General features: G+C 65.9%; 15 protein-coding genes, 1 tRNA gene and 1 pseudogene. 8 read left to right on the top strand and 9 right to left on the bottom strand.

Annotation, left to right across the window (positions count from 1 at the left end):
- Window positions 1-393, top strand: a pseudogene (locus NS1_RS41355) (hypothetical protein); the annotation flags it as partial.
- Window positions 394-934: 541 nt separating this feature from the next.
- Here NS1_RS41355 and NS1_RS25815 read toward each other — a convergent pair.
- Window positions 935-1,008: transfer RNA gene (locus tag NS1_RS25815), tRNA-Pro, on the bottom strand.
- A gap of 456 nt (window positions 1,009-1,464) precedes the next feature.
- Between NS1_RS25815 and NS1_RS25810 the strand changes: the two genes are divergently transcribed.
- On the top strand, window positions 1,465-1,953 hold the full coding sequence (locus NS1_RS25810) for a DinB family protein (RefSeq protein ID WP_062988534.1): 489 nt from the start codon (window positions 1,465-1,467) through the stop codon (window positions 1,951-1,953).
- 49 nt (window positions 1,954-2,002) lie between these two features.
- Window positions 2,003-3,043, top strand: a complete 1,041-nt coding sequence (locus NS1_RS25805; RefSeq protein WP_218019973.1) for a fused (3R)-hydroxyacyl-ACP dehydratase subunits HadA/HadB — start codon at window positions 2,003-2,005, stop codon at window positions 3,041-3,043.
- 6 nt (window positions 3,044-3,049) lie between these two features.
- Here the strand turns inward: NS1_RS25805 and NS1_RS25800 are convergent, their stop codons facing one another.
- The gene (locus tag NS1_RS25800; RefSeq protein ID WP_062988531.1) at window positions 3,050-3,457 is read right to left on the bottom strand and encodes a helix-turn-helix domain-containing protein; all 408 of its coding nucleotides are present in this window, start codon (window positions 3,455-3,457) and stop codon (window positions 3,050-3,052) included.
- A 225-nt stretch (window positions 3,458-3,682) separates the two neighbouring features.
- Here NS1_RS25800 and NS1_RS25795 point away from each other — a divergent pair, with 225 nt between their 5' ends.
- Window positions 3,683-4,258: a TetR/AcrR family transcriptional regulator gene (locus NS1_RS25795; RefSeq protein WP_255284688.1), complete on the top strand. Its 576-nt coding sequence runs from the start codon at window positions 3,683-3,685 to the stop codon at window positions 4,256-4,258.
- Between the two features lies 1 nt (window position 4,259).
- Here NS1_RS25795 and NS1_RS25790 read toward each other — a convergent pair whose 3' ends face one another.
- Complete coding sequence (locus NS1_RS25790) at window positions 4,260-5,393, bottom strand: helix-turn-helix transcriptional regulator (RefSeq protein WP_307619824.1); 1,134 nt, start codon at window positions 5,391-5,393, stop codon at window positions 4,260-4,262.
- A gap of 87 nt (window positions 5,394-5,480) precedes the next feature.
- On the opposite strand from NS1_RS25790, the gene NS1_RS25785 reads away from it, so the two are divergent.
- Window positions 5,481-5,951, top strand: a complete 471-nt coding sequence (locus tag NS1_RS25785) for a PNPOx family protein (RefSeq protein WP_255284687.1) — start codon at window positions 5,481-5,483, stop codon at window positions 5,949-5,951.
- Between the two features lie 9 nt (window positions 5,952-5,960).
- Window positions 5,961-6,758: an MBL fold metallo-hydrolase gene (locus NS1_RS25780; RefSeq protein ID WP_062988527.1), complete on the top strand. Its 798-nt coding sequence runs from the start codon at window positions 5,961-5,963 to the stop codon at window positions 6,756-6,758.
- A gap of 3 nt (window positions 6,759-6,761) precedes the next feature.
- Here NS1_RS25780 and NS1_RS25775 read toward each other — a convergent pair whose 3' ends face one another.
- Window positions 6,762-7,346 (bottom strand): TetR/AcrR family transcriptional regulator, encoded by a 585-nt coding sequence (locus NS1_RS25775; protein WP_062988525.1) that lies wholly within the window; start codon window positions 7,344-7,346, stop codon window positions 6,762-6,764.
- 105 nt (window positions 7,347-7,451) lie between these two features.
- On the opposite strand from NS1_RS25775, the gene NS1_RS25770 reads away from it, so the two are divergent.
- Window positions 7,452-8,288: an SDR family oxidoreductase gene (locus NS1_RS25770; protein ID WP_062988523.1), complete on the top strand. Its 837-nt coding sequence runs from the start codon at window positions 7,452-7,454 to the stop codon at window positions 8,286-8,288.
- A gap of 2 nt (window positions 8,289-8,290) precedes the next feature.
- Here NS1_RS25770 and NS1_RS25765 read toward each other — a convergent pair whose 3' ends face one another.
- The 5 genes from NS1_RS25765 to NS1_RS25745 are packed head-to-tail and all read right to left on the bottom strand — an operon-like array spanning window position 8,291 to window position 12,341.
- Complete coding sequence (locus NS1_RS25765) at window positions 8,291-8,773, bottom strand: nitroreductase family deazaflavin-dependent oxidoreductase (RefSeq protein ID WP_157125382.1); 483 nt, start codon at window positions 8,771-8,773, stop codon at window positions 8,291-8,293.
- Window positions 8,774-8,824: 51 nt separating this feature from the next.
- Window positions 8,825-9,205, bottom strand: a complete 381-nt coding sequence (locus tag NS1_RS25760) for a carboxymuconolactone decarboxylase family protein (RefSeq protein WP_056823156.1) — start codon at window positions 9,203-9,205, stop codon at window positions 8,825-8,827.
- A complete protein-coding gene (locus tag NS1_RS25755) occupies window positions 9,202-10,089 on the bottom strand; it encodes an NAD(P)-dependent oxidoreductase (RefSeq protein ID WP_062988519.1) in 888 nt (295 codons plus the stop codon). The genes NS1_RS25760 and NS1_RS25755 overlap by 4 nt, the downstream gene beginning before the upstream one ends.
- Complete coding sequence (locus NS1_RS25750) at window positions 10,086-10,835, bottom strand: SDR family oxidoreductase (protein ID WP_062988517.1); 750 nt, start codon at window positions 10,833-10,835, stop codon at window positions 10,086-10,088. Before NS1_RS25750 ends, NS1_RS25755 begins: the two co-directional genes overlap by 4 nt.
- 36 nt (window positions 10,836-10,871) lie before the next feature.
- Window positions 10,872-12,341, bottom strand: coding sequence for an aldehyde dehydrogenase (locus NS1_RS25745; RefSeq protein ID WP_062988515.1), 1,470 nt, complete (start codon window positions 12,339-12,341; stop codon window positions 10,872-10,874).
- A 117-nt stretch (window positions 12,342-12,458) separates the two neighbouring features.
- On the opposite strand from NS1_RS25745, the gene NS1_RS25740 reads away from it, so the two are divergent.
- Window positions 12,459-13,052, top strand: a complete 594-nt coding sequence (locus NS1_RS25740; RefSeq protein WP_062988513.1) for a TetR/AcrR family transcriptional regulator — start codon at window positions 12,459-12,461, stop codon at window positions 13,050-13,052.

Here is a 13,052-nt window from a genome sequence, read left to right as displayed (position 1 = left end):
GCCGGCGCGGGTGGCCCGACCATCGACCAACTCCGCTTCATCCTCAGCGCTGTGCGAACCTCTCAGCTCCCGTGCCCACGCAAACTCTCGCAAGCCGAACGTCAGCGTGGCACACCGGTCAAGGCCTATACCCCGCCCACTGTCGCCGAGTACTGCGAAGGCGCTGACCTCGTCGACATCATCACCGTCTACGCCGCCACCGGACTACGTCGATCCCAGATGTTGGGAACGGACGGGGCCTTGCTCGATCACTGGTTCGCCCTAATCTTGCCGATGAGCCCCTCCCCTTTTTTTGCCACCGGCGACTCGCCTCGACCGATGAGCTGGTCGAGGCGAGTCCTTCCCCGTGCACCCACGCGCCGCCGCCACGTCGCGGGGCGCGGTCCAGCCTAGGCTCTGCAGGGCCACCGGCGCAGGAGCCGCGCCCGCCGACTGGATATCGGATCTACGGTCGCTTGATAGCCACTGCCACAAGCGACTTCGCGGATCGCTCTGCTGTCCGCCACACGGGATACGAAGGCCGAGCTTCGCGATTCCCTATAGGGAGTAGCGACTTCGGCTGTATCAGCGCAAACCTGACATCGAGAGACGGCGCACGGGACCACTCAGAGTCCAGTTCGACTCACACGCGCGGACCACCCAACAGGTCGGACGGTTGGCGGCGTCATATCGGACCCAGGCGCGTTGCGGCATCGGTCGGGGCGGAGCGGGACTCCGCCGCACAGGTCGGCGTTGACGGCGGACGTGAAGAAAGACTGCACCTGACCGACCGCACGGACGACTCTCCCAGCAATCCGGTGGAGGGGAATCACGGGGCACTGGACAGGTGATCAGATTCAAAACTGTGGAGTTTCTGTGAAGTTTGGCCAAACCACGTCAAATCTCCGGGAACAAGAAAACCCCCTCCGACCCAGGTCAGAGAGGGTTTTCACTGTCGGGCTGACAGGATTTGAACCTGCGACCACTTGACCCCCAGTCAAGTGCGCTACCAAGCTGCGCCACAGCCCGTTCTTGCGTCCGTCTCCGGGTGCTCGAAAAGATTACCTCACCCCTTGGCGAAGGTACTAATCGGCTGGTAGATGCACCTTTTTCGCGATCTGGACGAGCGGCCACCAAGGATGCAACGCTCCAACGGGAGCGCCGAGATCCTCGGGGTACCACGCGGTTCCGTGTGGTCGCATAGCGGAAGAGGGAAGCCTCGGTGCCGGATCGGCAATGTGCCATACTCGCGTCAGGTGGCATCGAGTCCTTCGACGCTCGACCTACCTCGGCCGCGGTGAAGATCGACCCGCATCGCCTTCCTGAGCGCACATTCTGCGACGAGTACAAGATGCACCTCTCCCCCGCTTCGCCTCCGCAGTTGGGCGCGTTGCATCTGCCCCGTAGTCAGTGGCCGAATCGGCGCCCTACCGATTACCCGAGTTCGCCAAGTCTTCGATCAGCAACAGAACGGAGTGAAAGTCCATGTCTAACAACCCGATTACCACCGGCGCCGAGCGAACGATCATCGAGAACACACTCGATCGCAACCGCGAAGCGCTCATCGCGACCGCACGCGGCCTGTCCGACGATGACGCCCGCCGACGGCTCGTCGCATCGCTGACGACGCCGATCTCCTTGATCAAACATGCCGCCGCGGCGGAGCGGATCTGGTTTCAGCGGTTCTGGGCCGGACTCGACGAGACCGAGTGCGACGGATACTCGAGCCGGGACGAGGGCACCTTCGTCGTCGCCGACGACGAATCACTGGACGACGTGATCGCCGAATTCGAGCGGGCAAGCGCGCGATCACGGGTGATCGCCGCCCGCTTCGACCTCGACGAGACGAAAGACAATCCGCGCGAGGGGACGGTCAGCATGCGATGGACACTGCTCGCCATGATCGAGGAATTCGCTCGCCACGCAGGTCACGGCGACATCCTCCGTGAACAGATCGACCATCCGACACCCTGAGAACCGCAAATATCGCCCATCTGGCTAACTATTAGCTACCTTAATGGATGTGCGCACAACCCCAGACGACTCCCGGTTGCCCGATTCAGTCGCATCCTCGACGACGCTGGGACAGTCCTATCGAACCAGCGACTGCTATGTGGTCGGGCGTGAGAAGGTCCGCGAGTTCGCCCGCGCGGTTCAGGACGACCATCCCGCTCACCACTGTGAGCGAGCGGCCGTCGACTGCGGTTACGGCGGTCTCGTCGCGCCACTGACCTTCGTCTCGATACCAGCGCTTCTCGCCCAGATGGATATGTTCGATCGAGTCGCCCAGAGCTGTGACCTCAGCCGCATCACGCAGACCGACTACTCTCTCACCGTCGACAGGCCGATCCTCGTGGGCGACTCGTTGCGCTTCGAGGTCGAGCTCGATGCGATCCGAAAGGTGTTCGGAGGCACCATCTTCGGAATCAAGTGTTCGGTCGTCGACCAGCACGGCGATCAGATCGTCACCACACGTACATCATTCGCCGGCCGGTCGGAGGTGAACATCGCCACGTCGCGCATATTCGACGGAGTGCGAATGCAGAACTTCCGCCATGGCACGTCGATCCCACGACAACACCACGCACCCGAGCATCCTGCGCCGCTCCGCCGGGCAACAATCGCGAACCCGGACCGGAATATAGTGCCGTTCAGCGCGGTAGCCGTCGGCGACGAGCTTCCGTCGAGAACCGTCACCGTGAGGCTCGGCGATCTGGTCAACTACGCGGGCGTGGCGGGCGACCCGAACCCCATTCACTGGAACAACGCGGCGGCGGCATCGGTTGATCTGGAGTCGCCTGTCGCACAGGGCATGCTGATGGTCGGCATAGGCGCCGGGTATGTGAGCTCATGGGCGAGCGATCCCGGCGTGGTCACCGAATACGCGGTGCGCCTGGCCAGCCCGGTCTACGTGCCCAACAGCGGAGCCACGGTCGAGTACACGGGCACAGTCAAGGCTGTCGATCCCGACCGCAAGACCGCGACGATCGCCATCACCGCACAACAGGACAGCAAGAGGATCTTCGGACGAGCGGTAGCTGTGATCCAGTGCACGGATCGATAGCCCGCCTCAGCCGTCTAGGCAAACTTCGAGCAATCCGTCACTGACGCGAAGGCGCTCGGCCATCGTGACGAGGATGTCCATGGCCTCGCGCGACAATCCGACGGCACGCAGCATCAGTGCGCGCGGCTCGCCGAGTTCCAGCTCGCGGATGAGCGTGTGATCGTCGGCCTCCGGATGGTTCGCCGCGAGGAAGAAGTAATCGGGCGTGACCTGGAAATACTCGGCCAACGCCGCCACAGTTTTCGGGGACGGGTTGTCGCGATGCCCCGACCGCAGCTGTGACAAGTACGGTGCGGAGATGCGGTGACCGGCCGCCTGCAGCATGCGCGCCACGTGGCGGTTCGTGCATAGACGCACGTCCGGCTCCGAGGGGTTGTCGAAGAGCTCATTGAGGCGGGCGGCGAAGTGCGTCACAGCGGTTCCTCGGCGTCATAGTGATCAAAAGACCATCATGAGAGGTGGACTGTGATTCCGGCAATAGTCCTAGCAAACTTGCGGACCTCATCACAGAAACTCAACAGGCAGTCTGTTCGGCTTGACGACCGCTGACTCAACAGTGCCCTGGGCTATGCAAAACTGCATAGAAGATGTCCCCGCCCGTATCGAGGTGCTCACGGCGCCGGTGAAGGAGGCCTGACGGTGGGAGCTCGTACAGATACGCGCCAGAAGATGCTGTGCGGTGCGATCGAACTCTTGGGCGAGCGCGGTGCGGCGGGCGTGACCGTCGACGCGGTGCTCGCGCGCAGTGGCGCTCCGCGCGGCTCGGTGTACCACCACTTTCCCGGCGGACGTGCCGAGATCATGACCGAATCACTCACTCTCGCAGGCGATACGATCAGCGCCCTCATCACCGCGGCAGCCGATCGCGGCGCCCTCGGAGTGCTGGCCGGGATCGCCGAATTCTGGACGGCGACCCTGCTGGCATCCGATTTCGAGGCGGGGTGCCCAGTGGTGTCGGTGGCGGTCGGCGGATCCCCCGAAGACCACCACTTGCAAACCGAAGTAGCCAACATCCTGCACCGTTGGCACGACACCCTGACCATCGCGATCACCGCGGAAGGTGTCGCACCGGCGCGTGCGGCGCGCTTGGCCACGATGGCGATCGCCGGCGTGGAAGGGGCGGTGATCCTGTGCCGCGTCGACCGCTCCACTGCCCCGCTCGACGAGGTTGTCGAAGAGTTGCGCGTACTGCTCGCCACCGCCGTCGACAACTAGGTCAGTAGGTCGGCCATGGTCCGCCCCGGACCGGCTTGGTGGCGGTGACGCGGTGCTCGTTGTCCCGGAAGCGGGGTTCGTAGTGGGTGAAGAACACCTTGGCGACCAGGTCACGGCGGCTGCGGACGCCGGTCTTGTCGAAGATGGCCTTCAGATGCTGCTGCACGGTGTGTGCCGAGACGGTCATGTCGTGGGCGATCTGTGAGGTCGACGCGCCCTGCAGCACCAACCGGGTGACGTCGCGCTCGCGCTCGGTGAGCCCGTAGGCCGACATCAGCAGCGGGTAGATACGGCTGGGATGGGCGGGTTCGATGATCACCGCGACCCTGGTCTGCCCCGTCGAGGTCAGGCGGGCGCCGTGCAACACCACCCAGGTGCCCGACCTGGACAGCGCTCGCGAGACGAGCACCTCGTCGGGGCGGTCCTCGGCCGCGTTGCGGAACGCACGGGCGGCGAGGGCGACCACCGCGCTCGGCAGCTTCTGACGATCCCAGTCACCGTCGGGCAGATCGGCTATCCAGCGCTGTACGCCCGCACTGGCCGATTCGATCTCGCAAGCCGAATCCAGCACCAGCAGACCGGGTGAATCCGCGTATTCGGGTTCGTCGGCCTGCCCGATCAGCAGGGACCTGCGTACGCCGTCGGCCAGTGTCGGCGCCACCGTCGCCACGAACTCCTTCTCGGCGGGGTCGAACATCGCGGCGCCGGGTTCGCGATAGAGCGCGAGCGCTCCCCACACCTCACCGGAGCGGGTGCGCAGGCGCGCGATCAGTTCCTGGTCCCCGCCCATCGTCATATTGCGTTGCCAGCGTTCACTGTTGGATGGGTCACCGCCGAGGGTGTCGTGCAGGGTCGACAATCCGGTCGCCGACCTGACGACGTCGACGATGCCGTTGCGCTCCTCGCCGTACTCCGCGGCCAGCCACTGCGGCGGAAACTCGGCGAGGCCGAGATGGAAGTGACTTGTCATCAGCAACGACGCGGGATCGAGGGTGTACCAGCACGGCGTCCAGTAGTGCGGGACGGCGGTGGCCAACACCTCCGTCACCTGCTGCCACAGCGACACCAGATCGCGCGGCTCGCGGCACAGCAGTCCGATCTGATCGGCGGCGCGTCGCATCGAATCCGTGCTCACCAGATCAACGGTAGGCCGTTGCCGGACCAGGGGAAATACCACGTTTGTGGAATATCGCTCGGACCGGAAGGCTCCTAACCTCGATATATGACGAATTCCGGAACCACGAATGTGCGACTCAGTCCGCCGCCGCCGGAATTGATGCGACTGATCAATCCTGTGGTTCGGCGCGTGTTGGCGACCCGATGGCTCGGCAATCGCATCCGGCGGCAGGGAATGGTCGAGATCACCGGCCGTCGCACGGGTCGCAGTCTGCGGATCCCGGTCTGTCTGCATCGAGTCGGTGACGAGACGCTGATCTTCACCGAGCGGCCGTGGCGCCACAATCTGACCGGCGGCGCACCCGTCACGGTCACCCATCGCGGGCATATCCGTCACGGTCGTGCCGTGCTCGTCGATGCCGCACCTTCGCGAGTCGGCGCCGCGATGCGCGCGGCGATGGACGACGGTGCCCGCCCGTTCGAGCTCGGACTGAAGGTCACCCGTGGTTACGACCCGACCGCCGACGATCTCGCTGTCATCGCGCGCTCGATCATTCGAGTCGATTTCGAGGACTGAGGAAACACCATGCGTATCAATCGAATCCAGCCCGACATCACTGTTCTCGCCGACGAATTGGAGGTTCCGGGTATCGGCCATCTACCGGTGAATGCCTACGTTCTGCACGCGGCGGAACCCGTCGTCGTCGATACCGGACTCAGCCTTCCCGACCGTGGATTCATGGCGGCGCTGAGTTCTGTCATCGATCCCGCCGACGTTGAATGGATATGGCTCACCCATCCTGATCGCGACCACACCGGATCGCTGTTCGACCTGCTCGACGCCGCCTCGAACGCCCGGCTGATCACGACATTCCTGGGCCTGGGCATCATGTCGTGCGCTCGACCGGTCCCGATGGATCGGGTGTACCTGCTGAATCCGGGGCAGTCCCTCGACGTCGGCGACCGGCTCCTCACTGCGTTCCGGCCACCGCTGTTCGACAACCCCAGCACCGTCGGGTTCTACGACGAACACAGCGAATCATGTTTCACCTCGGACTGTTTCGGCGCTCCGATGCCGAGCGCCGAACTCGCGACCGCCGACGATGTGGGTTACGCGCCGTCGGACGCGATTCGCGCGGCGCAGCATCTCTGGGCGGCGGTGGACAGTCCGTGGATACACGCCGTGGACGAGAGAACATACCTTGCCACGGTGTCGGCTGTGCGCGCGTTCGACCCGCGACGGATACTCAGCACCCACCTTCCGCCCGCATCGGGACGCATGTCGCAGTACTGGGACATGCTTGCCGAGGCGCCGCAGGCAGAGCCGTTCGTCGGTCCTGATCAGGCTGCTCTCGAGCAGATGCTGGTGAGCTTCGAACCGTGAACGTCAGGCGGGGCGCAGGATCCTCAATGCCGCCCGCTCGATACGGTCGGCGATTTCGGAGTACGACTCGTAGCCCATACCCGCCCGCACCAGCGCACCGGCGTAGATCATCTCGAGCCATTCGATGACCTCGTTGTCGGCGTCGGGGCCGAGTGCGCGCGCGAGCCTGCCGCGGATCTCGATGCCGATGCGGGTGCGCAGGTGTTCGACGTCGGGGTCCGAGCCCAGGAGTGCGCCGGTGACCGCGCCGGACAACTCCTGCTCTTCGGCCACCAGTAGCGCGATGTTGCGTAGCTCGGCCAGCACCCGCACCGTCGGGTCGGGATCCTCGTTCGCGGGCGAGGCCGAGGCCAGTAGGCGACGCCAGAAGATCTCGGCGACCAGGTGCTCCTTGGAGGAGAAGTACGTGTACGCGGTCGCGGTGGCGACGCCCGCCTCTGCGGCGACCAGCCGAATCGTCATGCCGGAGAAGCCATCGCGTGTCAGCACCACCAGCGCGGCCCTGGTCAATCGATCGACGGTATCGGCCTGCTTACCGGTCAATCGACGCCTGGTTGCTTCGAGGCTGATGGAATCGCTTTCAGACATGCGTCCGGATGTTACTCGGCAGTTCCGATGCCTCGGTGAACCGCACCGCGTGGGCGGGTTGTCCGGGGTTGATTCGGAATGCGGTCCAGAATAGTATCTGGACACATGTCTGATGAACGAAACACCAGGTCCGCCGTCGGTAAGGTAGTCGTTGTCACCGGCGGCGCCCGCGGCATCGGACGGGCGGTCGCGAGCACGCTCGTCGACGCCGGATCGGTCGTCGCCATCGGCGACATCGACGCGACCACGGTCGCCCGCACCGGAACAGAGATCGCCGCGACGGTGGCACTGCACCTCGACGTCACCGACCCGGCCTCGTTCGCGACCTTCCTCGCCGAAGTCGAAAAGACCTGCGGCCCTATCGATGTGCTGATCAACAATGCGGGCATCATGCCGGTCGGCCGGTTCACCGAGGAGTCCGACGAGATCACCCGCCGGATTCTCGACATCAATGTCTACGGCGTCGCCCTCGGCACCAAACTCGTGCTGCCGTCGATGCTGGCTCGCGGTCGCGGCCACATCGTGAACATGGCCTCGATGGCGGGTGAGAACCCGACGCCGGGAATGGCCACCTACTGCGCGAGCAAGCAGGCCGTGCTCAGCTTCACCGAAACCATGCGCCTCGAGCACCGCGGCACCGGCGTGCGGTTCTCGGCGGTCCTGCCGACGTTCACCAGGACCGAGATGATCACCGGAACCCGCGCGCCGCGCGCCTTGCTCGCCGACCCCGCCGATGTCGCCGCCGCGGTCGCCGCACTGATCGCCCGGCCACGACGACGCGTCTCGGTCACCCGCCTCGCGGGCGTGCTCGCCGCATTCAACAAGCTGACCCCACGCCCGCTCGGCGAATTCATGGCACGCCGGTTGGGCGTGCACCGCACCTTCATCGATGTCGACCGCGATGCCCGTCGCGTCTACGACGACCGGCTCGCGACCGACTGACCTCAGGCGCCGGTGCGGGAGAGGATCACCACGGGGATCTCCCGCTCCGTCCACGACTGGTAGGCATCGAAATCGGCGTAGAGCTCGGTCAACCGCGGCCACAGCCGTTGCCGCTGGTCGGCATCGGCGACGCGGGCCAGGACCGGGTAGTGCTCGGCGCGGATCCGAACGTGCGCGTTCGGATCCGCGAGCAGATTCAGATACCACTGCGGGTGATTCGCCAGGCCGCCCTGTGAACCGACGATGACCAGATCCTGGCCGTCGACGAGGTAGAGCAGTGGCGCGGTGAAGATCTTGCCGGACTTGCGACCTCGATGTTCGAGCAGCAGGGTCGGCACAGGCTTGCGAAACCCGGCGCCGATCCGCCAGTTTCCACCGACGCGCCCGTTGGTGCGGCGATAGATCCACGCCTGCGCGCGCGATCCGTATCGGATGATCCGCGTCGTCATCGGCGCGTTCAGCCCTTTCGGCTGATTCTTCGGCATACCCATCGACCGCACGCTACAGCGGTCGCGGACGGCCGCGTTCGGTGTGTGTCATTTCTTGCGCCGCTCCTGCGCGATCACCTTGCCGACGGTGCCGTCGAGCGTCGTCCCCGCCGGCCAGCCGACGTAGTGGCACAGGAACAGCGCGATCTCGCGCAGCTGTTCCTCGGACAACTCACCGTTGCGCAATGCGGCGCCGATCTGGATCTCGGCGATGTCGAAACTGCCCTGCGCGGTGAGCGCGCCGAGCAGCAGCAGTCGCCGTTCACGCACGGTCAGCGCGGGCCGCGACCAGATGTCGGCGAACAGATGGTCGGCGGTGACGGCGAAATGATCGCCGGGGCCGTCGGCGAATTCCCAGCCGTAGACCTCGCTCATCTTGGCCAGGCCACGCTGCCGGACGTCGGCGGGAGTTTCTCCATTGGTGGTCATGATGTCTCCTTGTCGAGCACAGGGTGGGCGACGCCGAGTCCCTCGGCCAGGCGCGCGATGGCGAGTTGTGCCAGTGGCAGGTCGACGTCGAGCCGGTCACCGAGTTCGAGCGCCAGCGACAGGTCCTTCTCGCCGAGATCGCGCACGTGACCGAGGATGGAAAACCAGAAGTCGTCCGGCTCGATCGGCGCGGTGGTGTCGCGCAGCATGATCGCGCCCGGCCCGCCGGTCACCGCGTCGGAGTGCCGGACCACCTTGCCGAGCGCGGTGAGACTGATCCCGGCGGCCTCGGCGAGCCGCTGCGCCTCGGTGGTGGCGGTGAACGAGACGAAGTGGAGCAGGTTGCGCGCCAACTTCATTCGCGTGCCCGCTCCGACCGGACCGGCGTGCACGATCAGGTCGGCGAAGCAACCGAACGGCGCCCTGATCTGGTCCACCGCGGTGGCACTGCCGCCGACCATCACCGCGAGCCTGCCCTGGGTGGCGCCGGGCGCGCCGCCGCTGACGGGCGCGTCGACGAACTCGACCTCGTGCTCCGCACAGCGGGCGGCGAGTTCCTGCGCGGTCCGGTCACTGATGGTGGAGTGCACCGCGACGACCGTGCCCGGCGCGGCGGCGGAGAGGATGCCCGTCGGGCCGGTGAGGACCTCTGTCACCTGCGCGTCGTCGATGACGGTCACGCAGATGATCCGTGCGTGCGTGGCGACCTGCGCCGGATCGGCGACCGAACGCGCGCCCGCCTCCACGAACGCTTCGGTGACCTCGGCGCGTACATCACAGACCGTCAGCCCGCCCGGCCATTCCAGCAGCCGTCGCGCGATCGGCGCGCCCATATTGCCGAGGCCGATGAAACCAACCGGGGCACTGGTGGATTCGGTGGTCATCGGATGATCTGTCCGCCGTCGACATTGAGGATCTGGCCGGTGACCCAGCCCGCGTCGTCGGAGAGCAGGTACAGGCAGGCGCCCACCAGGTCCTGCGGAGTGCCCATTCGCTTGATCGGGATGCGCTTCACCATGTCCTTGACCATGTTTCCTGGCGTGACAGTGAGGGTGGCTTCGGTATCGATCGGGCCGGGCGCGATGGCGTTCACCCTGATCTGGGAACCGCCGAGCTCGGTGGCGAGCTGCTGGGTGAGGCCGTTGATGCCGACCTTGGCCAGCCCGTAGAAGCCCGAGTACAGCCAGGCGGCGGTCGAGGACTGGTTGACGATCGAGCCGCCGCCCGCCGCGACCATCGGCTGCCAGACCGCGCGCGTCACATTGAGCGCGCCGTCGAAGTTCACGCCCATGAACTTCTTGTAGTAATCCCACGGCACGGTGAGCAGCAGATCGAGCTTCATCTCCCCGTAGATGGCCGCGTTGTTGACCAGATGGTTGATGGCGCCGAACTCGGCGACGGTGAATTCCGCCAGTGCGGCGGCGGATTCGGGATCGGCGACGTCGACGCGGCGGAAGGCCGCCGACCCGCCGTCGGCGACGATCTGCTTGGCCACCTCCTCGCCGCGCTCGACATTGAGATCGGCGACAACGACATTGGCGCCCTCGGCGGCGAGCGCGGTGGCGTAGACCGCACCGATACCCTGCGCGGCGCCGGTGACGATCGCGGTACGACCAGTGAAACGTGCCATGGTTTTCAGCTCCTGAGTGTGGATGATTCGGTGAGGTCAGGCGGGGGTGGCGATCAGCTTGGTCTCGAGGTATTCCTCGAAGCCGGCGACGCCCATCTCACGGCCGATGCCGGACTGCTTGTAGCCGCCGAACGGCGCGTCGGCGTGGTACCAGAGCCCGCCGTTGACGCTCAGGGTCCCGGTCCGCACCCCCGAGACCACGCGCTCGACCCGGTCCGGATCAGTGCCCCAGACCGAGCCCGACAGACCGTACGGCGATTCGTTGGCGAGCCGGATCGCGTCGTCGTCGCCGTCGTGGGCGATCACGACGAGCACCGGCCCGAAGATCTCCTCCTGCGCGACGGTCGCGGAGTTGTCGAGCCCACTGATGAGGGTCGGTTCGATGTAGTACCCGCGCTCTTTGTCCGCGGGCCTGCCCCCGCCGACTTCGATGTGCCCGCCTTCGGCGCGCGCGCTCTCGAGGTAGCGCTCCACCCGCGCGCGCTGCCGCTCGGAAATCAGTGGCCCGCAAACGGTTCCGGGATTGTTCGGGTCACCGGCCTTCAGGCCGCGCAGCGCACCAGCGGCCGCGCTGACCGCGGCGTCGTAGGACTCGCGCGGCACCAGCAGCCGGGTGGTGAGCGCACAGCCCTGGCCGGCGTGCACGGCGACCGTGAACGCGGTGTAGCTGGCCGCTGTCGCGATATCGGCATCGTCGAGCACGACGGCGGCGGATTTGCCGCCCAGTTCGAGGAAGGTGCGCTTGAGCGTCGACGACGCGCCGACCATCACCGAGCGACCCGTCTGGGTCGAGCCGGTGAAGGTGATCATGTCGACCCGCGGATCGAGGACCATCTGGGCGCCGATGCCGTGATCGGACGAGGTGACGATATTGATCACGCCCGCCGGGATATCGGTGTGCTCGGCGATGAGCGGGCCGAGCACGGCCGCACACCACGGAGTGTCCGGGGCGGGCTTGAGCACCAGGGTGTTGCCGGCGGCCAGGGCGGGCCCGATCTTGGCCAGGTTGATCTGGTGCGGGAAGTTCCACGGCGTGATGGCGCCGACGACACCGACGGCCTCGCGGCGGACGACCCGACGGCTGGAGATGCCCATCTGGCCCCTGGTGCCGAGATCGGTTTCCCAGACGTAGTTCTCGGCCAGGTCGGCAGCGAAGGACAGATCCGCGATCGGTCCCTCCAACTGCGGCCCGCTGGTCAGCATGACCGGTGCGCCGACCTCGGCGATCGTGATCGCCCGTAGTTCCTCCAGGTTCTCGCCGAGTACGTCACGCAGTTGACGTAGGCAGTGCGCACGGAACGCCGGATCGCGCGACCACTGCGTCTCGTCGAAAGCGGTGCGCGCCGCGGCGATGGCCGCCTCCATGTCGGCGCCCGAGGCGTCGGCTGCGTAGCCGAGCACCTCCTCGGTGGCGGGATTGATTGTCGCGAAGACACCGGAGCCACCCGGAATCAACTTGCCGCCGATCAACAGTGGTGTGCCTTCGGGGGGGACGAGGCCGTTCATAGCGGGGCTCCGATACGTGTCTGGACAGGTGTACGGAATATAGTTCGGTTTAATGACAAGACGCAAGACCATACAGTCCATTGGTCCGTACACCCGACTGTAGTAGTATCCGGACACATGTCCGAAATCGCGCCTACCGGCATAGAAGCAACGCGCCGACGTCTGACCGAGAAGCAGGCCGATACCGTGGACCGCCTGACTGTCGCCGCTGTCGACGTGCTGTCCCGCGAGGGCTACTCGGGGACGACGATCCGGCTCGTCGCCGCGGCGGCAGGCGTCGGCACCGCCACCGCGTACACGTACTTCTCCTCCAAGGAACACCTGATCTCGGAGGTGTTCTGGCGACGACTGGTCGCGATGCCCCCGCTGGAGGCAGGCGATGCCGATGCGACCACGCGCGTGGTCGCTGTCCTTCGACAGGTCTCGATGCTGGTGGCCGACGAACCCGCACTGGCCGGGGCGGTCAGCAGCGCGCTGCTCGGCGACGATCCCGACGTGCACCACCTGCGAGTACGCATCGGCATGGAGATCCGCCACCGACTGGAGCAAGCGCTCAGCGCGAAAGATCCGGAACGCCTGGCCGCACTCGAACTGCTGTACTCGGGCGCGCTCCTGCAGGGCGGCATGGGCCTGCTGTCCTACGAGCAGGTCGCCGATCTGCTCGAAATGTGCGCGCGCCGATTGATGGTCGAGCCCGCCACCGACGACTGA

It is taken from the genome of Nocardia salmonicida NBRC 13393 (assembly GCF_001613085.1).
GTDB lineage: Bacteria > Actinomycetota > Actinomycetes > Mycobacteriales > Mycobacteriaceae > Nocardia > Nocardia salmonicida.
Note: the sequence above shows the minus strand (reverse complement) of the source record. Positions and strands in the feature narration are given on the sequence as shown.